This window comes from Streptomyces sp. SAI-127, from assembly GCF_029894425.1.
GTDB lineage: Bacteria > Actinomycetota > Actinomycetes > Streptomycetales > Streptomycetaceae > Streptomyces.
Genome location: NZ_JARXYJ010000001.1, coordinates 7,477,549 through 7,499,414, shown reverse-complemented (window position 1 = coordinate 7,499,414; position 21,866 = coordinate 7,477,549). Strand labels below are relative to the sequence as shown.

17 protein-coding genes and 1 pseudogene are annotated in these 21,866 nt (G+C 69.6%); 8 read left to right on the top strand and 10 right to left on the bottom strand.

Features of this window, described 5'->3' with window-relative positions; translation table 11 throughout:
• Positions 1 to 76: 76 nt before the first annotated feature.
• The 6 genes from M2157_RS34485 to M2157_RS34460 form a co-directional block, all read right to left on the bottom strand.
• Positions 77 to 1,462, bottom strand: coding sequence for an alpha-amylase family protein (locus M2157_RS34485; protein WP_280867185.1), 1,386 nt, complete (start codon positions 1,460 to 1,462; stop codon positions 77 to 79).
• 122 nt (positions 1,463 to 1,584) lie between these two features.
• Positions 1,585 to 2,151, bottom strand: coding sequence for a dihydrofolate reductase family protein (locus M2157_RS34480; protein ID WP_280857126.1), 567 nt, complete (start codon positions 2,149 to 2,151; stop codon positions 1,585 to 1,587).
• A 128-nt stretch (positions 2,152 to 2,279) separates the two neighbouring features.
• Entirely contained in the window at positions 2,280 to 3,995 is a 1,716-nt protein-coding gene (locus tag M2157_RS34475) for a glycoside hydrolase family 13 protein (protein WP_280867184.1), read from the bottom strand.
• Between the two features lie 109 nt (positions 3,996 to 4,104).
• Positions 4,105 to 5,013: an ABC transporter permease subunit gene (locus tag M2157_RS34470; protein ID WP_280867183.1), complete on the bottom strand. Its 909-nt coding sequence runs from the start codon at positions 5,011 to 5,013 to the stop codon at positions 4,105 to 4,107.
• Between the two features lie 13 nt (positions 5,014 to 5,026).
• Positions 5,027 to 6,031, bottom strand: coding sequence for a sugar ABC transporter permease (locus M2157_RS34465; protein WP_057611715.1), 1,005 nt, complete (start codon positions 6,029 to 6,031; stop codon positions 5,027 to 5,029).
• Positions 6,032 to 6,164: 133 nt separating this feature from the next.
• Positions 6,165 to 7,433, bottom strand: coding sequence for an extracellular solute-binding protein (locus M2157_RS34460; RefSeq protein ID WP_057611714.1), 1,269 nt, complete (start codon positions 7,431 to 7,433; stop codon positions 6,165 to 6,167).
• A gap of 361 nt (positions 7,434 to 7,794) precedes the next feature.
• Between M2157_RS34460 and M2157_RS34455 the strand changes: the two genes are divergently transcribed.
• Both M2157_RS34455 and M2157_RS34450 read left to right on the top strand, forming a co-directional pair.
• Positions 7,795 to 8,829: a LacI family DNA-binding transcriptional regulator gene (locus tag M2157_RS34455; RefSeq protein WP_280857129.1), complete on the top strand. Its 1,035-nt coding sequence runs from the start codon at positions 7,795 to 7,797 to the stop codon at positions 8,827 to 8,829.
• Positions 8,830 to 8,960: 131 nt separating this feature from the next.
• Positions 8,961 to 9,821, top strand: coding sequence for a phosphatase PAP2 family protein (locus M2157_RS34450; protein ID WP_280867182.1), 861 nt, complete (start codon positions 8,961 to 8,963; stop codon positions 9,819 to 9,821).
• A gap of 570 nt (positions 9,822 to 10,391) precedes the next feature.
• Here M2157_RS34450 and M2157_RS34445 read toward each other — a convergent pair.
• Entirely contained in the window at positions 10,392 to 11,273 is an 882-nt protein-coding gene (locus tag M2157_RS34445) for a LysR family transcriptional regulator (protein WP_280857131.1), read from the bottom strand.
• Between the two features lie 72 nt (positions 11,274 to 11,345).
• On the opposite strand from M2157_RS34445, the gene M2157_RS34440 reads away from it, so the two are divergent.
• On the top strand, positions 11,346 to 12,281 hold the full coding sequence (locus M2157_RS34440; RefSeq protein WP_280857132.1) for a DMT family transporter: 936 nt from the start codon (positions 11,346 to 11,348) through the stop codon (positions 12,279 to 12,281).
• On the opposite strand, the pseudogene M2157_RS34435 reads toward M2157_RS34440, so the two are convergent.
• A pseudogene (locus M2157_RS34435) lies at positions 12,269 to 15,257 on the bottom strand (bifunctional [glutamine synthetase] adenylyltransferase/[glutamine synthetase]-adenylyl-L-tyrosine phosphorylase). The gene M2157_RS34440 and the pseudogene M2157_RS34435 sit on opposite strands and share 13 nt — an antisense overlap.
• A 998-nt stretch (positions 15,258 to 16,255) precedes the next feature.
• On the bottom strand, positions 16,256 to 17,134 hold the full coding sequence (locus M2157_RS34430) for a hypothetical protein (protein WP_280867181.1): 879 nt from the start codon (positions 17,132 to 17,134) through the stop codon (positions 16,256 to 16,258).
• Positions 17,135 to 17,294: 160 nt separating this feature from the next.
• On the opposite strand from M2157_RS34430, the gene M2157_RS34425 reads away from it, so the two are divergent.
• From M2157_RS34425 to M2157_RS34405, 5 genes are all read left to right on the top strand, one after another.
• The gene (locus M2157_RS34425; protein ID WP_280867180.1) at positions 17,295 to 18,038 is read left to right on the top strand and encodes a helix-turn-helix transcriptional regulator; all 744 of its coding nucleotides are present in this window, start codon (positions 17,295 to 17,297) and stop codon (positions 18,036 to 18,038) included.
• Positions 18,038 to 18,547 (top strand): pyridoxamine 5'-phosphate oxidase family protein, encoded by a 510-nt coding sequence (locus M2157_RS34420; protein ID WP_280857135.1) that lies wholly within the window; start codon positions 18,038 to 18,040, stop codon positions 18,545 to 18,547. Before M2157_RS34425 ends, M2157_RS34420 begins: the two co-directional genes overlap by 1 nt.
• A 40-nt stretch (positions 18,548 to 18,587) precedes the next feature.
• On the top strand, positions 18,588 to 19,028 hold the full coding sequence (locus tag M2157_RS34415; RefSeq protein ID WP_280867179.1) for a VOC family protein: 441 nt from the start codon (positions 18,588 to 18,590) through the stop codon (positions 19,026 to 19,028).
• Between the two features lie 113 nt (positions 19,029 to 19,141).
• Positions 19,142 to 19,750 (top strand): hypothetical protein, encoded by a 609-nt coding sequence (locus M2157_RS34410; protein ID WP_280857137.1) that lies wholly within the window; start codon positions 19,142 to 19,144, stop codon positions 19,748 to 19,750.
• Between the two features lies 1 nt (position 19,751).
• Complete coding sequence (locus M2157_RS34405) at positions 19,752 to 20,144, top strand: toll/interleukin-1 receptor domain-containing protein (RefSeq protein WP_280867178.1); 393 nt, start codon at positions 19,752 to 19,754, stop codon at positions 20,142 to 20,144.
• Positions 20,145 to 20,202: 58 nt separating this feature from the next.
• Here M2157_RS34405 and glnA read toward each other — a convergent pair whose 3' ends face one another.
• Entirely contained in the window at positions 20,203 to 21,564 is a 1,362-nt protein-coding gene (glnA, locus tag M2157_RS34400) for a type I glutamate--ammonia ligase (RefSeq protein ID WP_057611816.1), read from the bottom strand.
• Positions 21,565 to 21,866 lie beyond the last annotated feature (302 nt).

Below are 21,866 nucleotides of genomic sequence, written 5' to 3'. Positions count from 1 at the left end.
CCGTATCGCCGCCGCAAGCCTTACAGCAATAGTCTTGAAACAGCCGGAAAGAACTTTCAGTGTTTCCGTGAGTCGCTCAGCAGCTTGACTTGCCCGCGTAGATCGCCAGTGCCGTGTTGGACCCGAGCGTGGCCGTGAACTGGCCGTTGGAGCCGACCGTCACGCTCGTGTTGTTCTGCACGTTGCAGTACGTCCCGGCGGGCAGCGAGGTCTGGTAGGTACGGCTCAGGCTGCCGGACTCGTGGTTGATGGCGACGTAGCCCTTGGCGCCCCGCCCGAAGGCGATCGCGTCGCCGCCGTTGTCCCACCAGTTGGTGACCGGCTCACCGCGGGTGGCGTTGCGGAAGGCGACCATGCGCAGGATCTCCGGCCAGGCGTGCTGACACTTCCAGCCGTCCTGCCAACAGGCGTTCACCGAACCGTTGTTGGGCGGGCCCGCGTCCGTGTCGGACCATTCGTAGCCGGAGTTGATGTCCGGGGCGCCGTACGGGTGGGCGAGCATGAAGACGTTGGCGAGGGTGTAGTTCGCGCCGTCCTTGTAGTTGAGCGTGGAGCCGTTGCGCTCGGTGTCGTGGTTGTCGACGAAGACGCCGGCCACCGAGCTGTTCATGTAGCCCCAGCCCTCGCCGTAGTTCTTCAGATAGGCGAGGTTCTCGTTGTTGAAGACGCGCTTGAGGTCGTAGGCGTAGCGGAACTCCTGGACGTCCCCGTTGCCCGTGTACTCGGTGGGCTGGACGGCCTCCCCGCTGCCGTAGATGACCTCCTGCTTCCAGTAGACGGAGGGGTTCGTCAGACGTGACTTGATGTTGGCGAGGTCGGTGGCCGGGATGTGCTTGGCCGCGTCGATGCGGAAGCCGTCGACGCCGTAGCCGAGCAGGGAGTTCATGTAGCCGGCGATGGTGGCGCGGACGTACTCCTCGCCGGTGTCCAGGTCGGCGAGGCCGACGAGTTCGCAGTTCTGGACGTTGGCGCGATTGGTGTAGTCGGTGATGGTCGACGTGCAGTCGTCCATGTCGTACGAGGAGTACAGGCCCGGGTAGGTGTACTTCGTGTACGACGATCCGCCGGTACCGGTGCCGCTGCCCGCGGACATGTGGTTGATGACGGTGTCGACGACGACCTTCACACCGGCCGCGTGGCAGGTGGTGACCATGTTCCTGAAGGCGGTGGCGTCACCGAGGCGCCCCGCGATCCTGTAGCTGACCGGCTGGTACGAGGTCCACCACTGCGAGCCCTGGATGTGCTCGGCGGGCGGGGAGACCTGCACGGAGCCGTATCCGGCGGGGCCGAGGGTGTTGGTGCACTCCTTGGCGACGGAGGCGAAGTTCCACTCGAAGAGGACGGCGGTGACGTCCTTGGTTCCGGGCGGGGAGGCGTAGGCGGCCTGGGGGGCCGGCACGGCCACCGCGGCGGCGAGCGCGGCGGCGGTGGCGACAGCGGATGCGGTCCATCTCGATATCACGTGGGGGTTCTCCTTGCGTGACGGCCAGGCGTCTTTGCCTGGCGCCGGCGAGAACGTACCGCTGCCGAAATGTTTACAGCAAGACTCTTGAAAGCAAGAGAAAGAACTTTCACCTACTCTGCTCAGCGCTGGCTGGCGGGCTTGCCCGGCAGGTCGCCGCGACTGCCCCGGCAGGAGTAGACGATCTCCACGGACCCTCCGGGCAGGGCGCGTTGGCTCTGGAAGGTCAGTCCGGCCTCGGGGCTGAGCGCGGGGGTCAGCTGCATGCCGCCGCCGAACAGCAGGGGCAGGACGACCAGTTCGAGACGGTCGAGCGCGCCGAGGGCGTGGAAGGTGCCGATCGTGCGCGGGCCGCCGATGAGGTGGACGTCGCCGCCCCGGTTGGCCGCGCGGAGCTTCTCCAGCAGCCGTACCGGGTCGCTGTCGGTGGTGACGTGGTCCGGGGTGCCCTCCGGGCGGTGCGAGCCGAGGACGAACACGTCGAGGTCGGGCCACGGCCAGCGGCTGTTGGTCAGCGCGGGCTCGAAGGTCGTACGGCCCATGAGCGCGGCCTCGCAGTCCGCCAGGAACTCCCGGATGCCGTGGCTCTGGCCGGAGACGAACGAGGGGTCGGCGGTCAGTGCGGGCCAGCCGTTCGGCGTGGTCACGTAGCCGTCGGCACTCGTGCTCAGGCGGGCGCGGATCTGCATGGTCTCTCCTCGGGTGCGGGGCGCTGTTCGCCCTTCCACCCAAGCGTCGATCGCGGGTCCCGCCGATCGACACGCCCGACAAGAAATCACCGGACCCCCCGTGAGGGCCCGGTGATCCCTGCGTGTGCTCAGGCCGTCGTCCACCACACCGTCGTGTCGGCCGGCACCTTCGCCTCGCCGTCGGCCTCGGCCACCTCTCCGCTCGCGAGGAGCAGACGGCCGTACGCCGGAGTCGTCACCGCCTCACTGCCGGTGTTCGCGACGCAGACGAACTCGCCGCGCCGGAAGGCGAGAACACCCTCGGGCGCCCGGAGCCACTCCACCACGTCGCCGGCACCCAGGTCGGGCTGGGCGCGGCGGACGGCGAGGGCGGAGCGGTAAAGCTCCAGGGTGGAGTCGGGGTCGCCGGTCTGCGCCTGCACGCTCAGGTCCGCCCACTCAGACGGCTGGGGCAGCCAGCTGCCGCCCGCGCCGAAGCCGTACGACGATCCCTCGCGCGTCCACGGGATCGGCACCCGGCAGCCGTCGCGGAAGCCGTCCTGGCCTGCGCCGCGGAAGTACGCCGGATCCTGGCGGACCTCGTCGGCCAGGTCGACGACGTCCGGGAGGCCGAGCTCCTCGCCCTGGTAGATGTACGCCGATCCCGGCAGGGCCAGCATCAGCAGCGTGGCGGCGCGGGCCCGGCGCAGGCCCAGGTCCCGGTCGCCCGCCGTGCGGATCTGGGTGCCGAGGCCGGGCGGGTTGGCGAAGCGGGTGGCGTGTCGCGTGACGTCGTGGTTGGACAGCACCCAGGTGGCCGGGGCGCCGACCGGACGCATCGCCTCCAGCGTGCGGTCGATGACCTCGCGCAGTTCCTCGGCGTCCCAAGCGGTGCTCAGGTACTGGAAGTTGAAGGCCTGGTGGAGCTCGTCGGAGCGGACGTAGTTCGCGGTGCGCTCGATGGTCGGGGTCCAGGCCTCGGCGACGAAGATCCGCCCGCCCGTCTCCCACCCCCGCCCTTCTGCGGAAGGCCCTTCGGGCCCCTTCTTGTTTCCGGAGTACTCGTCGAGGATCAGTCGCCACTGGCGGTAGATCTCGTGGACGCCGTCCTGGTCGAAGAACGGCATGACATCGTTGCCCAGCAGCTTCACCTGGTCGTGGGATCCCAGGTCGGGCAGCCCCTCCGCCTTCACCAGGCCGTGTGCCACGTCGATGCGGAAGCCGTCCACGCCCATGTCGAGCCAGAAGCGCAGGATCGAGCGGAACTCGTCGCCGACGGCCGGGTGGTCCCAGTTGAAGTCGGGCTGCTCGGGGGCGAAGAGGTGCAGGTACCACTCCCCGTCCGCGACGCGCGTCCAGGCGGGACCGCCGAAGATCGACTCCCAGTCGTTGGGCGGGAGTTCGCCGTTCGCGCCCTTGCCGGGCCGGAAGTGGTAGCGGTCCCGGAGCGGCGATCCCGGGCCCTCGGCGACCGCCCGCTTGAACCATTCGTGCTGGTCGGAGGAGTGGTTGGGCACCAGGTCGACGATGATCCTGAGGCCCAGTCCGCGGGCGTCGCGGATCAGTGCGTCGGCGTCCAGGAGGTTGCCGAACATCGGGTCCACGGCCCGGTAGTCGGCCACGTCGTAGCCGGCGTCGGCCTGCGGGGAGGCGTAGAAGGGGCTGAGCCACACGGCGTCCACGCCCAGGTCGCGCAGGTACGGCAGTCGGGTGCGGATGCCCTCCAGGTCGCCCATGCCGTCACCGTTGCTGTCGGCGAAGCTGCGCGGATAGACCTGGTAGATCACCGCGTCCCGCCACCAGTCGCTGCGCTGGGCTTTGGCGGAGGTCGATGCCGGGGCGGTGGCGTAGTACTGCTGGCTCATGGCGTCCTTGAAACGTAAGGGGGTCATGGGGGTCGTCAAGTGGCGAGGCGGCCGCAGTGACAGCGGGGTCGGATGGACACTGCGGCCGCCTCGGGTCTTCGAGTGGGCGCTAGCCCTTGGTGCCGCCCGCGGTGAGGCCGGTCACCAGGTTCTTCTGTACCAGGTAGAAGAACACGGACACCGGTATCGCGATCAGCACGGCCGTCGCGGCCATCAGGTTCCGCTGGGCGTCGTGCTCGCTCACGAAGCTCTGCAGACCGACCGCGAAGGTGTACTTCGTGTCGGAGAGCATGAACGTCGAGGCGAACGCGACCTCACCGAAGGCGGTGAGGAAGCTGTAGAACGCGGCGACCGCGAGCCCCGGCTTGGCGAGCGGCAGGATCAGCCGCGCGAACGTGCCGAAGGGGGTCAGCCCGTCGACGCGTCCGGCCTCGTCGATCTCGAACGGGATGGTGTCGAAGTAGCCCTTCAGCAGCCATGCACAGTACGGCACCGCCGTCGAGCAGTACACGAGGACGAGTCCAAGATAGGTGTCGATGAGCTGGAGGTCCGAGAGCATCTGGTACATCGGCACCATGAGTACGGCTACCGGGAACATCTGCGTGACCAGGAGCACCCACATGAACTTGCGGTAGCCCGGAAACCGCATACGGGACACGGCGTACCCGGTGGTCGCGGCGATCAGCACACCGATCACCGTGGTGCCGAGCGAGACGATCAGCGAGCTCTTCAGCCAGTCGAAGAAGGCCGTGTGCTGGAGGACGAACGAGTAGTTGTCGAACGTCATCTTCTTCCAGATGCCGCCCGGGTGGAGGTAGTCGTCCTTGTCCGGGCCGAGGGACAGGAAGACCAGCCAGACGATCGGGAACAGCGCGATCAGGCTCGCGACGATCAGGATGCCGTGCGAGACGAGGGAGCCGGCGAGGCTCTTGTCACCGCGGCGGCGGATCCGTCCGGGTGCCTGCGCGGGGGCGGTCGGGGACACCTCGGCGGAGCTCTCGACTGTGGTCGTACTCATGAAGACTCCTGCCTCAGATCGCGAGCTGCTGGTCATTGCGGTTCAGCCAGCGGCGGTAGAAGGAGGTGAAGACGATCAGGATGGCCAGCAGCAGGATGCCGTACGCGGCCGACTGGGCGAAGTCACGCGGCTGCTGTCCGAAGCCCAGGTAGTAGGCCCAGGTGACGAGGATCTGCGCGTCCGGCGCGGTGTTGCCGAACATCAGGAAGAGCACGGCGAACTGGTTGAACGTCCAGATGATGCCGAGCAGGACGACGGTGGAGCTGACGCTCCTGAGTCCCGGCAGGGTGACGTACCGGAACCGCTGCCAGGCGCTCGCGCCGTCCATCTCGGCGGCCTCGTAGAGGGAGGCGTCGATGGACTGGAGTCCGCCGAGCAGCGAGACCATCATGAAAGGCACACCGCACCAGGTGTTGACCATGATCGCGGCGAACCGCTGCCAGAAGGTGTCCTCCAGCCAGGCCGGCGAGGGCAGGTGCAGCGCGTCCAGCACGGTGTTGATGATGCCTCCGTCGGCGAGCATGAAACGCCAGCCGAAGACGGTGACGAAGGTCGGCACGGCCCAGGGCAGCACCAGGATCAGCCGGTACAGCGTCCGCCCCCGCAGCTTCTGGTTGAGCAGCAGCGCGAGGCCGAGGCCGATGCAGTAGTGGAGGGCGACGCACAGGGCCGTCCAGACGATCGTCCAGATGAAGTGCGACCAGAAGCGGTCGTAGGCGGTGTCGCCCCACAGGATGTCGGCGTAGTTGTCGAGGCCGATGAACTTGTAGGTGGCGTCGATGTGGTTGACGCCGATCGTGCGGGCCGTGTTGAGGCTGTTGGCGTCGGTGAGCGTGAGGTAGACGCCGTAGACCAGGGGGTACAGCACGAGGACACCGAGGACGACCGCCACCGGGGTGATCATCGCGTAGGCGTACCAGTGCTTCTGGTAGCTCTGCTTCAGGCGTTGGCCCCGCCCGGGCCGTGGCGCGCGGTCACCGTGCCGTTTGCCGGTGGCGCGGTCGATGGCGACTGTCATGTTCGACACCTTCTGAAAGTTCTGCGGCTCTGAGAAGTGACTGGGCCGAGCGGCCGGCCGGTGTGGCCGGGCACAGGCCGGTGGCCGCCGGATCCCTCCCCCCATGACCGGGAGATCCGGCGGCCACACGGGCTCACTTGCTGAAGTCGGGCACCAGCTTGGCGAGGGCGGTCTCCGCGTTGCTCAGACCCTTGTCCAGGGACTCCTTGCCGCCGGCGATCTTGACCAGCTCGGTGTCCAGCGGGGTCAGCAGGGAGCTGTACTCCGGCAGGGCCACGCGCGGCTGGGCGGAGGAGAGGACCGACTGGTATCCGGCGATGCCCGGGTCGGCCTTGACCTCGGCCGTGTAGGCGTCGTCGCGGGTGGGCAGCGTGGAGTTCTTCAGTGCGATCTGCGTCTGCGACTTCGCGGAGGTCATGAAGCCCACGAACTTCTCGGCCGCCTTCTGGTGGGCGGAGTCCGAGCCGGCGTAGACCGAGAGGTTGTGGCCGCCGGTCGGGGCGCCCGCCTTGCCGCTGGAGCCGGCCGGGACGGTGGCGATGCCGAGGTTGTTCTTGTCCTTGAAGGCCGAGCCCTTGTAGAAGTTGGTGATCTCCCACGGGCCCTGGATGATCGCGGCGACCTTGCCGTTGACGAACGCGTCCTGGATGTGGGCGTAGGCGTCGGCGGTGGTGTCGGCCTTGTGCAGGCCCTTGCCGGAGAAGAGGCTCAGCCAGGTGCCGTAGCCCTTCTTGGCGGCGTCCGAGTTCACCGTGATCTTCTTGGCGGCGGCGTCGACGGTGTCGGTGCCCTCGCCGTAGAGGAAGGTCTGGGCGTAGTAGGCCGCGGTGGAGCCCCAGTAGCCGTCGACGCCGGTCTTCGACTTGATCGTGGCGGCGGCGGCCTTCAGGTCGTCCCAGGTCTTGGGGGCCTCGACGCCGGCCTTCTCGAAGAGCTGCTTGTTGTAGACCAGGGCGAGGGTGTCGGTGACGAACGGCACGCCGTAGGTCTTGCCGTCGTACTGGGCCTGCTTGATCAGGTTCGGCTTGAACTTGGCCTGGTCGGCGAGGGCCTCGGTGCCGTCGAGGGGCAGGAAGTAGCCCTTCTTGGCGAAGGCGGGGGTCCAGCCGACGTCGGAGCGCAGCACGTCGGGGGCGCCGCTCGCGCCGGCGGCGGTGTCGAACTTGTTCTGCGCCTGGTCGAAGGGGACGTTGACGTACTTGACCTTGACGTCCTTGTTGGCGGCCTCGAAGTCCTTGATCAGGGCCTGGTACGTCGGCGCCTCATTGGTGGCGTTGGAGGTGTCCCACCAGGTGATGGTCACCGGACCGTCGGCCTTGTCGCCGCTGTCACTTCCGCCGCAGGCCGTCGCCGCGAGGGCGAAAGACGCCACCAGCGCTGTGGCCGCTATGCCACGCCGCATGAGTTCTCCTTGAGGGTGAAAGCCCGTGTGCTGCGGGGAGAGGTCCCGTCTGCCCTCCCCGTCTGCCGACTGCGCCTTTGCGGCCGCCGGGCGAGTGGGAACGTAACAGCGATGCAAGGCTTGCGAAAGAGCTTGCAGCAAAAAAGTGCAAGAGACTGCGGAAGTTACCCCGTCGTGATCCCTCGTCGACCGTCACGAGACCCTTGTTTTACGGGGCTGAGCGGGACGACTACGGGTTGTGCAAGACTCTGCAAGCTCTTGCCATCCCCCTCCCGGACGGGAATCATCCCCTTGCGGGACAATGGGCGCCGATCAGAACAGAGGGACCGCGATGACGATACGGCCGGTACAGTCCGGTGCCGTGACCACACGGCTAGCCGACATCGCTGCTCAGGCGGGCGTGAGCGAAGCGACCGTCAGCCGCGTCCTCAACGGGAAGCCGGGTGTCGCCGCCACCACCCGCCAGTCCGTGCTGGCCGCACTCGACGTACTGGGCTACGAACGCCCGGTCCGGCTGCGCCAGCGCAGCGAGGGCCTGGTGGGCCTGATCACCCCGGAGCTGGAGAACCCGATATTCCCGGCCCTCGCCCAGGTGATCGGCCAGGCGCTGACCCGGCAGGGCTACACCCCGGTCCTCGCCACCCAGACCCCGGGCGGCTCCACGGAGGACGAGCTCACGGAGATGCTCGTCGACCGGGGCGTGGCGGGCATCATCTTCGTCTCCGGGCTGCACGCGGACACCTCCGCGGACATGCAGCGCTATGAGCAGTTGCGGGCGCAGGGCGTGCCGTACGTGCTCGTGGACGGGTTCTCGCCGAAGGTGCAGGCGCCGTTCATCTCCCCCGACGACCGCGCGGCGATGTCGCTGGCGGTGACGCACCTGGTGTCGCTGGGGCACAAGCGGATCGGTCTCGCCCTCGGCCCGAAGCGCTTCGTGCCGGTCCAGCGCAAGATCGAGGGCTTCGTCCGCACCATGCAGGACCTGCTCGGGCTGGCCGGGGCAACCGTCGAGGCGGACCTCGTCCAGCACTCGCTCTACACCCTGGAGGGCGGCCAGGCGGCCGCGTCGGCGCTCATCGACCGTGACTGCACGGCGGTGGTGTGCGCGAGCGACATGATGGCGCTGGGCGCGATACGGGCGGCCCGGCAGCGGGGTCTGGAAGTGCCGCGGGACGTCTCGGTCGTGGGGTTCGACGACTCCCCGCTGATCGCCTTCACCGACCCGCCGCTGACGACGATCCGCAAGCCGGTGCCGGCCATGGGGCAGGCGGCGGTACGGACGTTGCTGGAGGAGATCGGCGGAACGCCCGCGCCGCACAGCGAGTTCGTGTTCATGCCGGAGCTGGTGGTGCGGGGTTCGACGGCTTCGGCCCCTGGGGACCGCACTCGTCCGTAGGGCGGAGACGCCGGGCGTGCACCCGTGCGCTGGTAGGAGAACGGGACAGTCTTCCCGTCGTAGGACATGCGACCCGAACCCGACCGCGGGATGATCGGTGGGGTAAGGCATTTCTGGCAGACTTCATGTCTATGGGTGACTCGACCGTGACCAGCCTGGAAGACCGCGAGACCGCGGCCGCTCCGGACTCCCTCACGGCCGCCGACCGGCCGGGTCTCCTCCGCCGTCTGCGCTCCCCGCGCCGCCCTCGCCTCTGGTTCGAGATCCTTCTGATCGCGGTGAGTTACTGGACGTACTCACTGGTCCGCAACGCGGTGCCGGAGCAGAGGACGGAGGCGCTGCGCAACGCCGACTGGATCTGGCGGATGGAGCACCATCTGGGCATCGCGGTCGAGGAGTCCGTCAACCACGCGGTGAACTCCGTGACTTGGCTCGTCGTCGGCATGAACTACTACTACGCGACGCTGCACTTCATCGTGACGCTGAGCGTCCTGGTCTGGCTCTACCGCAGCCACCCCGGCCGCTACGCGGCGACGCGACTGGTGCTCTTCGCGACCACGGGTGTGGCGCTGGTCGGTTACTACCTGTATCCGCTCGCACCCCCGCGGCTGATGAACGGCGGCCACTTCGTCGACACGGTCATGGTCCACCAGACCTGGGGCTCGATGGCCTCCGGCGACCTGAAGCACATGTCCAACCAGTACGCCGCGATGCCGTCCATGCACATCGGCTGGTCCCTGTGGTGCGGTCTGACGATCTTCGCGCTGGCGTCGGTGCCGTGGGTGCGCGTCCTGGGCCTCCTCTACCCGACGGTGACGCTCCTGGTCATCGTCGCCACCGCCAACCACTTCTGGCTCGACGCGGTCGGCGGCATCCTGTGCCTGCTGTTCGGCTTCATGGTGGCGCGGGTCTGGTACGGGGCGCTGCCGTACGCGTTGCCGAGGGTGGTACCGGCGAAGGCGAAGGCCACTCCGCGGCCTGTCAAGGCCTAGCCGGTGCCCGGCAGGCACCGTGCGCCCCGTGGCGACGCCGGGCACGCTCCCGCAGAGGCGGTGCCCCCCAACTCGTCGCACCGGACACGCTTGGCCGCACCCCGCGGCCCGGTGCCGTACGCCCCCGTCTGGACGCCCGCCACACTCCCCCGAGGCGGTGCCCCACTCGCCGCAACGGACACCGCTCCCCGACCGGCCGCACGCCGCGGCCCACCAACGCCCAACCGGCGCCCCCCGACAGACACCGTGCGCCCGTGGCGACGCCGGGCACGCTCCCGCAGAGGCCGTGCGCCCAGTCGCGGCACCGGACACCGCTCCCCTACGGGCTGCATGCCACGGCCCGGCAACGCCTGACTGGTGCCGTACGCCCCGTCGCGACGCCCGGCACGCTCCCCCGAGGCGGTGCCCCACTCGCCGCACTGAACGCCGCTCCCCTACGGGCAAGCGCTGCCTGCCGAGGCATCAGGGCCTGCCCGGCGGACGAGGCCGACTTCGACTTCAAGCCGGTGCCTGATCGGGGCAGATGTGCGTGCCGGACCCCGCGATGTCGGCGTGATCCGCGGACAGGCCCTAGCCCGCGGCCGCCTCCCGCAGTGCCTCGATGAACGCCTCGAGTGCCGGTTGCGGCAGGGCGGTCTCGCGTACGGCCGCGTAGATCGCCCGGGACGGCTCCGGGCCCTGGATCCGCCGTACCGCCACGTCCGGATGCCGGCCCCCGAGCCCCAGCCGCGGGATCAGGGTCACCCCGAGTCCCGCCGCCACGAAGCCCTGTGCCGTGGCGTAGTCCTCGCTGTCCACGACGAAGCGCGGATGGAACCCCGCCGTGGCGCAGGCGGTGAGCTGGGCTTCGAGGCAGGGGCCGGGCCACTCGCTGCCCACCCACGGTTCGTCGGCCAGGTCGGTCAGGTGGATCGATCGGCGGTCGGCGAGGGCATGCGCTGCGGGGAGCACGGCCAGGTACGGATCGTCGAGCAGATGCAGGAGCCGTACGCCGTCCTCGTCCGACGGTCCCACCACCAGCGCCAGGTCCGCCCGCCCCTCCCGTACGTCCGGCAGCGGGTCGGGTCCCGTCAGCTTCAGATCGATCTGTACGCCCGGCTGTTCGGCCCGCAGCCGCGCCACCGCGGGGGCGACGAGATGGGCTCCGGCCGTGGCGAAGTAGCGCACCGAGAGCCGGCCCGTGCGGCCCGCGAGGAGGTCCCCGAGGGCCGTCTCCGCCTCGGCGACCTGTCGGCCGATCGCGTCCGCGTACTCCGTGAGCAAGAGCCCGGCGGCCGTGGGCCGCACACCCCGCCCGACCCGTTCGAGGAGCTCGGTCCCGGCCTCCTTCTCCAGTGCCGCCACCTGCTGGCTGATCGCGGAGGGCGTGTAGCCGAGCCGGGCCGCGGCCGCCGTCACGGAGCCGTTGCTCACCACGGCCGCCAGCATCTGCATACGTCGCACATCAAGCATGTACTCCAGCTTAATGATGCATCCAGGATCTTTCACTTGTCCTGACAGGTCTGTCGCGGGACCGTGGACGACATGTCCCCCGCCTCCACTCTCCGTATGGCCGCCCTCGCTCTCCTCTGGGGATCCGGCTTCCTCTGGATCAAGCTCGCCCTCGACCACGGCCTCTCCCCCGCCCAGATCACGATCGCCCGGTGCGTGCTGGGCACGGCGGTGCTGTTCCTCCTGGCCCGCGCCGCCGGTCAGCGGCTGCCCCGCTCCCGCTCCACCTGGGGTCGTCTGGTCGTCGCCGCGCTGTTCTGCAACGCCATTCCCTTCGCCCTGTTCGCGATCGGTGAGCAGAGCGTCGACTCCGGCGTCGCGGGCGTCCTGAACGCGACGACCCCGCTGTGGTCCCTGCTGATCGGCGTCCTGCTCGGCACCGACCGCGGCCTGCGCCCCCTACGGCTGACCGGCCTGCTCCTCGGCTTCGCAGGCACCGTGCTGATCTTCGCCCCCTGGCACCGCTCGGGTCTGCTGACCTGGGGCGCCCTGGCCCTCCTGGCCGCCGCCGCGAGCTACGCCGTGGCCTTCGCGTACATGGCCCGCAAACTCACCTCCGGGCAGGCCCCGTTGGCGTACTCCGCCGCCCAACTTCTCATGGCGACGGCGTGGAGCACGCTGGCGGTGCCGGTGGCTGGCCCGGTGGACACCGACTTCATCGGGCTGGGGGCGGTGACGGCCCTCGGGGTGCTGGGCACGGGGGTGACCTTCTACCTCAACTACCGCCTGATAGCGGACGAGGGCCCGGTGACGGCGGCGACGGTCGGCTACCTGCTGCCGGTCGTGTCGGTAGCTCTGGGCGCGGTGGTGCTGGACGAGCGGGTGGAGTCGAGGGTGCTGACAGGCATGGCGATCGTATTGACGGGGATCGCGCTGACCCACCTAGGGGCGCGGGGAACTGCGCGACAAGCCCCCACCGGCCCGCAGCCGAAGACGGTGGTCCGCCCGGCGAAGAACTACGCCCCGTAGAACAACTCCTCCACCACACCCCGAGCCCGCCGAGCAGTCCGCCGGTAGTCATCGAGCATGTCCCCGACATGCCCCGCCTCATACCCCAAGTACCGACCCACCGCAGCAAGTTCCCGCGTCTCGGAAGGAAACGTGTCCCCGGCCCGCCCGCGCACCAGCATCACGGCGTTCCGCACCCGCGTCGCAAGCACCCACGCCTCGTCGAGGACCTGGGTGTCCTCCGCAGAGATCAGCCCGGCCGCCCGCGCGGCGGAAAGTGCCGCACGGGTGCGAGTAGTACGCAGCCCCGGCTCGCCGGCACCGTGCCGCATCTGGAGGAGCTGGACCGTCCACTCGACGTCGGACAGCCCGCCGGGCCCGAGCTTGGTGTGCAGCTTGGGGTCGGCGCCGCGAGGCATCCGCTCGGACTCCATGCGCGCCTTCAGCCGCCGGATCTCGCGTACGGCGTCGTCGCCGAGGCCCGCCGTCGGATAGCGCAGGGGGTCGATCAGTTCGACGAACCGTCGGCCCAACTCCTCGTCCCCGGCGACCGGTTCGGCCCGCAGCAGCGCCTGTGACTCCCAGACCAGCGACCAGCGGCGGTAGTAGGCCCCGTACGACGTCAACGTGCGCACCAGCGGCCCGGACTTGCCCTCCGGGCGCAGGTCGGCGTCGATGAGCAGCGGCGGGTCGGCGCTCGGGATCTGGAGCAGGCGGCGCATCTCGGAGACGACCTTGTTGGCGGCCTCGGAGGCCACCCGCTCCTCGACGCCCTCGCGCGGCTCGTGGACGAACAGGACGTCCGCGTCGGAGCCGTAGCCGAGTTCGTGACCGCCGAAGCGGCCCATGCCGATGACGGCGAACCGGGTGGGCAGGGTGTCGCCCCAGCCCTGCCGGACGACCGCGCGCAGGGTGCCGGCGAGGGTCGCGGCGGTCAGGTCGGACACGGCGGCGCCGACACGCTCCACCAGGGCGCCCTGGTCCGGCTCGGCCGGCTGGGTCTCGGTGCCGTAGGAGCCGACGATGTCCGCGGCGGCCGTACGGAAGAGTTCGCGGCGGCGGACACCACGGGCCGCCGTGACGCCCTGGACGGCGCCCTCGGCGCGGCCGACCGCTGAGAGTATCTCCTGTTCGAGACCGGCCCGCCCGCGTGGAGCCAGTCCGCCGCCGTCGCCGTCGCCGAGGAGCGCCACGGCTTCGGGTGCGCGCATCAGCAGGTCGGGGGCGAGGCGTCCGGCGGACAGGACGCGTGCGAGGTTCTCGGCGGCGGCGCCCTCGTCCCTCAACAGCCGTAGGTACCAAGGGGTCTTGCCCAACGCGTCCGAAACCTTGCGGAAGTTGAGCAGTCCGGCATCCGGGTCGGCGGACTCGGCGAACCAGCCCAGCAGGACCGGGAGGAGAGTGCGCTGAATGGCGGCCTTGCGGGAGACGCCGGAGGCCAGGGCCTCCAGGTGCCGCAGGGCGGAGGCCGGGTCGGCGTACCCGAGGGCGACCAGCCGCTCGCGTGCCGCTCCGGCGCTCAACCTGATCTCGCCGGGACCGAGTTGGGCCACGGCGTCCAGCAGCGGCCGGTAGAAGAGCTTCTCGTGCAGACGCCGTACGACGGAGGTGTGCCGCTTCCACTCGCGGTTCAGCTCGGTCACCGGGTCGGCGCGCAGGCCCAGGGAGCGGCCGAGGCGGCGCTGGTCGGTCTCGTCCGCGGGGACCAGGTGGGTGCGGCGCAGCCGGTAGAGCTGGATGCGGTGCTCCATGGACCGCAGGAAGCGGTAGGCCTCGTCCAGCTGTGCCGCGTCGGCACGGCCGACGTAGCCGCCGGCGACGAGGGCCTGCAGGGCGTTGAGGGTGGTGCCGCTGCGCAGCGAACGGTCCTCGCGGCCGTGCACCAACTGCAGGAGCTGTACGGCGAATTCGACGTCCCTGAGGCCGCCGGGGCCGAGCTTCAGTTGCCGGTCGAGCTCGGCGACGGGGATGTTCTCCACGACCCGGCGCCGCATCTTCTGCACGTCGGCGACGAAGTTCTCGCGCTCGGCGGCCTTCCAGACCAGGGGTTCGAGGGCGGCGACGTACTCCTCGCCCAGCTCGAGGTCGCCGGCGACCGGGCGGGCCTTGAGGAGGGCCTGGAACTCCCAGGTCTTGGCCCAGCGCTGGTAGTAGGCGAGGTGGGCTGGCGAGGGTGCGGACGAGCGGGCCGTTTCTGCCCTCGGGCCGCAGGTTGGCGTCCACGGGCCAGATGGACCCCTCGACGGTGGTCTCGGAGCAGACGCGCATCATGTGCGAGGCGAGCTTGGTGGCGGCGCGCAGGGCCTTGCCCTCGTCGGCCCCGTCGACGGCCTCACCGACAAAGATCACGTCCACGTCGGAGACGTAATTCAGCTCGTGGCCCCCGCACTTGCCCATCGCGATCACCGCGAGCCGGCACAGCGCGGCGTCCTCGGGTGCGGCCGCCCGCGCTATGGCGAGCGCGGCGCGCAGGGTCGCGGTGGCGAGGTCGGCGAGTTCGGCGGCGGTCTCGGCGAGGTCGGTGGTGCCGCACACGTCACGGGCGGCGATCGACAGCAGACAGCGGCGGTAGGCGACGCGCAGGGCGACGGGGTCGGTGGCCTCGGCGAGCCCGCGTTCGAACTCCTCGACGCCGGGGTGCAGATCGCGCGGCTCGTAGGTGACGAGGGCTTGCCAGTCGCCGGGGTGCCGGGCGAGATGCTCGGCGAGCGCGGCGGACGCGCCGAGCACCCCGAGCAGCCGGTCGCGCAACGGCTTCGCCGCTATCACGGTGTCGAGCAGCTCCCGGTCGGGCTGCACCTCCAGAAGCCGCACCAGACCATGCAGCGCGAGGTCGGGGTCGGCGGTCGCGCCGAGCGCCTCCAGCAGCACCGGGTCATTGCGTACGCCGCTCAGCTCCCCGCTGTCCAGCAGCCGCTCGGCGGCGGACGGATCGGTGAAACCGTGCCGCAGAAGCCGCGTGAAGGTACTGCTCCTGCGCCCCGGCGCCGCCGTCATCCCCGGCCTCCCGTCCGATCAAGGTCGTATCGATTGAGCCTAACCGGAGAGTTGGGGATGAGCGCCGGGGCGCGGATGGGGGGATTGGGGGTGGGGTCCTGGTGGGGCGTGGATGGGTGACCCCGGGTGGGTCCTGGCGGTGGGGTGGACGGGTGACCGCGGGAGGGGGTCCTGGCCGTGGGGTGGACAGGTGACCCCGGGGGTCCTGGCGGTGGGGTGCACGGGTGACCCCGAGTGGAGTCCTGGCGGGGGGTGCACGGGTGACCCCGGGTGAGGGTCCTGGCCGTGGGGTGGACAGGTGACCCCGGGGGTCCTGGCCGTGGGGTGCACGGGTGACCCCGGGTGAGGGTCCTGGCCGTGGGGTGCACGGGTGACCCCGAGTGGAGTCCTGGCGGGGGGTGGATGGGTGACCCCGGGTGGGGATCCTGGCCGTGGGGTGCACGGGTGACCCCGAGTGGAGTCCTGGCGGGGGGTGGACGGGTGACCCCGGGTGGGGGTCCTTGAGGGGGCGGAGGTGCGATCCCGGATGAGGGTCCCGCGCGGGCGCGGACGGGCGGGGCTCTGGCGCGAGCCCTACGGGGCACGTACTGGCGATCCCCAGGCGGGAGCCCCCCGTGAGCACGGACAGACGATCCCCTGGCGGGAGCCCCCGTGGACGCGGACGAGCGATCCCCGGCCGAGCACTCCCGCGGGAATGGACGGCGAAGTCCCGGGTGAGGATCCCGGCGAGAGCGGACGGACGATGCCCGGGCAGGAGCCCCAGGGGGCTAGGACGGCGGACTCCCGACCGAGCACTCGCGCAGGACAGGCACGGCGGACTCCCGACCGGGAGCCCCCGCGGAGGCGGACAGGCGATCCACCGGCGGGAGCCCTTGTGGACGCGGACAGGCGATCCACTGGCGGGAGCCCTTGCGGACGCGGACGGACGATCCCCGGCCGAGCCCTCCCGAAAGGCACCCAGGGCGGGCTCCCGGACGGGGCCCCGGCGCGCGGCTGCGTCAGTGGATCACTACCACCGTGGTCGGGCGGGAGGGGTCCGTGAGGATCTTGTCGCCCGGCAGGCGGCCCTGGGCGGGGCTGCCCTCGGTGGATGGCAGCTCGGCCACCGGGGCCGTGTGGCCGGCGACCGGTATCTCGATCCACCACACGGTGCCCCGGTGCACACCGCCGGGCATGGAGACGTACTGGACGTCGAGGCACCGCTCGCGCAGCCGCGCGAGGACCTCCGGGACGGGCGTGCCCGACTCGACCTCCGGGAGGACGACGAACCGGTTCACCGCCGGGTCGACGCCCTCGCACGCGCGGTCGTCCGGCGGGGGCGTGACCTGTCCGGGCCGCCTCCCGCGCGGTCCGGACAGGGTGAGGTGGGTGCGTCCCACGGCGCCCGCCTTCGTCGCGTCGACGCGGATCGTGTCGCGGCGCAGCCACTGCACCGGGTGACCGTCGAGCTCGGCCAGCGCCCAGTCGCCGGTGTCGACGAGGTAGGCGCTCTCGATCGCGACGTCGTCCGGCGGCGGCAGCAGGCGCACCGCGTCGCGTGCGGCCCGCTGCCCTGACGGCGACGGCCAGTGCCGCAGCACCACGAGCAGCTTGCCCGGGGGCCGGTCGAAGGGGTACGCGCGGCCTCCGGTCACCGTGCGGTCCCCGGCCCGGGTGACGGCCGTACGGGACGTGCCGGCGACCTGGATGTCACCGCGGGCGCCCAGCGTGAACCGTACGGACGAGATCACGTCGTCGGCCCGCGCGTCCGCGGCGGTAGAGGTGGTCGACGCCTCGCAGCCGGAGACCAGCAGGGCGAGGGCCAGAGGGACTGCGCCCGCGACCAGGGCCGCGGGTCGGTGCGCACGGCCGTCGGGGCGGTGCGGATGTGAGCGCATGGGATGCCTCCGTGTCTGCGGGCGGCCGAACCGGTCGCCCGAGACGAGCGTGCTCGTTTCCAGGCCCGTGGCCCATTCGTCATTTGGCGAATCCCGGGGTGGCCCGGACGGGTCGGGCGTAGCGTCGGTCCAGGTATCCGAATCGGCCCGGGAGGCCGACATGACCCCGCCCCACACCACCGCCGAGGCCCATCTGCGCCGCATGGCGGACGTCCTGGAGGAGGCCCGGCAGGATCTCGTGGTGGGCGGGCTGCCTCCGAAGTGCCTGTTACCGGCGCTGATGCGGCTGATCGCGTGCGACGCCGCGAGCTTCAGTGAGCTGGACATCTCCACCAGGAGACAGCTCAACGGCCAGGAAATAGGCGACGAGGACGCAGACCTCGACATGGACGCGTACTGGCGCTGGCGCCATCAGCACACCCAGTGCACCCAGGTCGCCCGGCCGCACGACACTCCCGAGACGACACAGATGGCCGACTTCCGCTCGGTCCGCGAGCTGCGGAGACTCCCCATCTACACGGAGTTCCTCGCCCCGCACCCGACCATCGCGGCCATCGCCCTGCCGACCGCGCCGAACCGTACCCGGGTCTTCCAGTTCTTCCGCGAGGACGGGAAGGCCTTCACCGACCACGAGATGACGACGCTGCGGATGCTGGCCCCGCACCTGTACGAGCTCTACAGGGACGCCGCCCGCCGCCGCAGGCAGCCCGTCCGCCTCACCCACCGCGAACTGGACGTGCTGCGCTGCGTGGCCCTCGGAATGAGCACAGCGCAGATCGCGGGACAGCTCGTCGTCTCCCCCAGCACCGTTCGCAAGCATCTGGAGAACGCCTTCGGCAGACTGGGAGTGTCGAGCCGGACCGCCGCGGTGGCCCGGGTGTTCCCCGAGCCGGAGGCTCTTTGATGACCGTGAACGAACCCGAGACCCACCTCGACCCCCGCTACAGCGACCCCGACGCGACGGCACACTCGTGGGCCGACGCCGTGTCGCTGCTGGCCGCCGCCGAACTGTTCTGGATCTCGACGGTACGACCGGACGGGCGCCCGCACGTCACGCCGTTGCCGGCCGTGTGGGCGCACGGGGCGCTGCACTTCTGCACCGGCCCCGAGGAGCGCAAGGCGAAGAACCTCGCGCACAACGCGCACGTGACGCTGACGACCGGCACCAACATCTGGGACAAGGGCTACGACCTGGTGGTGGAGGGGGCGGCGGTGCGGGTGTCCGACGACACACGTCTGCGGGAGCTGGCCGCCGCGTGGGAGGCGAAGTACGGCGACTTCTGGCGCTTCGAGGTGCGGGACGGCTACTTCCATCACGGACCGGGACACGCTCTTGTCTATGCGGTGGCGCCGCGCACGGTTTTCGGCTTCGGTAAGGGACAGCCGTTCAGCCAGACGCGGTGGCGCTTCTGAGGACGGCCGTACGTACTGACGTCGACAAGGGAGTCACGCCATGGACATGAGCCTCGAAGTGATCCTTATACCGGTCACGGACGTCGACCGTGCCAAGGAGTTCTACCGCGACAAGGTCGGCTTCCACGTGGACCTGGACGGCGAGGTGATGGAGGGCGTCCGCATCTGTCAGCTGACCCCGCCCGGCTCGGGCTGTTCCATCGCCCTGGTGGACGGCCTCCAGGTGCCGACGGGAGCCCCGCAGCCCGGGACGTACCACGGCATGCAACTGTGTGTGACGGACGCGAAGGCGGCGTACGAGGAACTCACCTCACGCGGCCTGGACGTTAGCGAACCGGTCCAGTTCGCCCCGCAGGACGGCGCCACCTTCATGTACTTCAAGGACCCGGACGGCAACGGCTGGGCAATCCAGGAGTACAAGCGCCGCGAGACGGAGCCCCTGCACAAGGTCTTGGCGGACCTGGCGGCCGGACAGCAGTAGACCGCGTACGCCGCCGTGCGGTGATCTATCCAACCCTCGGCACACCCCTCTACCGTATGAACCCGGCGCTACGGAGGAACGCCCGGAGAACGTAGTCGCAGCCAGGGGGATCGTTGATCAGAGATCCATGGGGGATAGCCACCCTTGCCTTCCTGCTGATCGCAGTCCTGTCGGCGGTCACCCTGGCTTTGAGAACGAAACCGAAGTTCCCCGTCAAAACGGCGGGGTCGGACACCCAGGAGACCCCGTTCTCCGACGCCATGTTCATCGATGAGGAATTACGGGAGTGGCTGCAGAGCCATTTCGATCGCACTCATCCCGTCCTCCGGGTGTGGCAGCGCAGGGCATGGATCTACGGGTGGATGCACTACTATGCGGTCACCTGGACCACGCTCATATCCCTGTCCCTTCCCTTCCTCATCCCATACGCCTCCCACGGCTTCTATCAAAGAATTTTCACGCAGGTGGTCTCCGCTTTCGGCGCCACCGTCTACGGCATGCACGAAGCGTTCAAGATTCGGGACAACTACATCAGGTTCAGGATGCACGAATCCAATGTTTATACCCTGATCCGGCGTATCAAGGACTCCCCCGAGACGTTCGGCGACTCGAACGAGAAGATCATCAGGCGTTACGCACTCGAAGTGGAAGAGGTCCGTGAGCAGGCTCGGGCCGACGAACTCGGAAACGTTGCCAAGATCACAAAGATGGACCGTGGTTGAGGTGTCGAAATCCATCACCGCTTTCATCAGTTACCCGCGAGCGCTCGAAAAGACGGCCGCCGAAATCGCCGACAAGCTGCGAGTCGACGGGTACGACATCTGGATCGATGTACACAACTTCGACAAGGAAGCGGATGGGCACACCCAACTCAAACGCGCCATCGAAGATTGCGACTACTTCCTCTCCATAAGTCCCACCACCGGCGAACAGTCGTACTGGGTCAGGTTCGAGAACGCCATAGCCGCCCAGACGTGCACCGTCCTGGCCGATTCCTATTCCTTTCGCGGCAACCGGCTCGAGGTCTGGCGAAAGTCCGAGGTCGGTGCCGGGCATCCCGACGCGGTGATACTCGGCTCGCTGAAACAGATCGAGGCGATCAGCGCATACGCATAGGGCCGACGGTTCCCGACCGTCGGCCCTGATGCCGTTCGCGAGCGACTCTCCGGCGGAGCTAGAGCACCGGCAGGTTCTTCCGCAGCTCGAACGCCGTCACCTCGGAGCGGTACTCCTCCCACTCCTGCCGCTTGTTCCGGAGGAAGAAGTCGAAGACGTGTTCGCCCAGGGTCTCGGCGACCAGGTCGCTGCGCTCCATCAGGGTGAGGGCCTCGCCCAGGTTCTGGGGCAGGGGCTCGATGCCCATGGCGCGGCGCTCGGAGTTGGAGAGGGCCCAGACGTCGTCCTCGGCGCCCGGCGGGAGCTCGTAGCCCTCCTCGACGCCCTTGAGGCCGGCGGCCAGGAGCAGGGCGTACGCCAGGTACGGGTTGGCGCCGGAGTCGATGGAGCGGACCTCGATACGGGCCGAGCCGGTCTTGCCGGGCTTGTACATCGGGACGCGGACCAGGGCGGAGCGGTTGTTGTGGCCCCAGCAGATGTAGGAGGGGGCCTCGCCGCCGGCGCCCGCGGTGCGCTCCGAGCCGCCCCAGATGCGCTTGTACGAGTTCACCCACTGGTTGGTGACCGCCGCGATCTCCGCCGCGTGCTTCAGCAGGCCCGCGATGAAGGAGCGGCCCACCTTGGAGAGCTGGTACTCCGCGCCCGACTCGTAGAACGCGTTGCGGTCGCCCTCGAAGAGGGAGAGGTGCGTGTGCATGCCGCTGCCGGGATGCTCGGAGAACGGCTTCGGCATGAAGGTCGCCTGAACGCCCTGCTCGAGCGCCACCTGCTTCATGACCAGGCGGAACGTCATGATGTTGTCCGCCGTCGAGAGCGCGTCGGCGTAGCGGAGGTCGATCTCCTGCTGGCCCGGGGCGCCCTCGTGGTGGGAGAACTCGACCGAGATGCCCATCGACTCCAGCATGGTGATCGCCTGGCGGCGGAAGTCCATGCCGATGTTCTGGGGGGTGTGGTCGAAGTAGCCGGAGTTGTCGGCCGGGGTCGGGCGCGAGCCGTCCAGCGGGCGGTCCTTCAGCAGGAAGAACTCGATCTCCGGGTGGGTGTAGAACGTGAAGCCCAGGTCGGAGGTGCGGGCCAGGGCGCGCTTGAGCACATACCTGGGGTCCGCGAAGGACGGGGAGCCGTCCGGCATGAGGATGTCGCAGAACATCCGGGCCGTACCGGGGGCCTCGGCCCGCCACGGCAGGACCTGGAAGGTCGACGGGTCCGGCTTGGCGATCATGTCCGACTCGTATACGCGGGCGAAGCCCTCGATCGCGGAGCCGTCGAAACCGATTCCCTCGTCGAAGGCCTGCTCCAGCTCCGCCGGGGCCACGGCCACGGACTTGAGGAAGCCCAGCACGTCCGTGAACCACAGACGTACGAACCGGATGTCGCGTTCCTCCAAGGTCCGGAGCACGAACTCCTGCTGCTTGTCCATCTTCCGCTTCCCCATCCTTGCTGGTCAGGCCGCCTGTCTCCGTGTCCCGCAGGAGGCGGTCGGGCACCTGAGCATCACACCACAGCAGCATTTCGTGCGCGTTGCCGACCTTGATCGTCCCGGCGACCCGGGAGTGAACGCCTCACGTGCGGCGGATGTACTGCTCTGCCGCCCATCTTGCCTGCTCGGACCGACATACGTAATGCCCGGCCCTTCCCGTCTCACCCCGCGCGCGGGTTTCCTGTGGGCTCCCTGCGAGAAGTCACCCCCGCCCCACTACGATCAGCAGACCGATCGTCACC

Coding starts and splice junctions, on each gene's coding strand:
- M2157_RS34460 (WP_057611714.1), bottom strand. CDS start 7,433: ATGCGGCGTGGCATAGCGGCCACAGCGCTGGTGGCGTCTTTCGCCCTC.
- M2157_RS34445 (WP_280857131.1), bottom strand. CDS start 11,273: ATGCTTGATGTGCGACGTATGCAGATGCTGGCGGCCGTGGTGAGCAAC.
- M2157_RS34420 (WP_280857135.1), top strand. CDS start 18,038: ATGACCGTGAACGAACCCGAGACCCACCTCGACCCCCGCTACAGCGAC.
- M2157_RS34440 (WP_280857132.1), top strand. CDS start 11,346: ATGTCCCCCGCCTCCACTCTCCGTATGGCCGCCCTCGCTCTCCTCTGG.
- M2157_RS34480 (WP_280857126.1), bottom strand. CDS start 2,151: ATGCAGATCCGCGCCCGCCTGAGCACGAGTGCCGACGGCTACGTGACC.
- M2157_RS34415 (WP_280867179.1), top strand. CDS start 18,588: ATGGACATGAGCCTCGAAGTGATCCTTATACCGGTCACGGACGTCGAC.
- M2157_RS34430 (WP_280867181.1), bottom strand. CDS start 17,134: ATGCGCTCACATCCGCACCGCCCCGACGGCCGTGCGCACCGACCCGCG.
- M2157_RS34475 (WP_280867184.1), bottom strand. CDS start 3,995: ATGAGCCAGCAGTACTACGCCACCGCCCCGGCATCGACCTCCGCCAAA.
- M2157_RS34465 (WP_057611715.1), bottom strand. CDS start 6,031: ATGACAGTCGCCATCGACCGCGCCACCGGCAAACGGCACGGTGACCGC.
- M2157_RS34425 (WP_280867180.1), top strand. CDS start 17,295: ATGACCCCGCCCCACACCACCGCCGAGGCCCATCTGCGCCGCATGGCG.
- M2157_RS34470 (WP_280867183.1), bottom strand. CDS start 5,013: ATGAGTACGACCACAGTCGAGAGCTCCGCCGAGGTGTCCCCGACCGCC.
- glnA (WP_057611816.1), bottom strand. CDS start 21,564: ATGGACAAGCAGCAGGAGTTCGTGCTCCGGACCTTGGAGGAACGCGAC.
- M2157_RS34450 (WP_280867182.1), top strand. CDS start 8,961: ATGGGTGACTCGACCGTGACCAGCCTGGAAGACCGCGAGACCGCGGCC.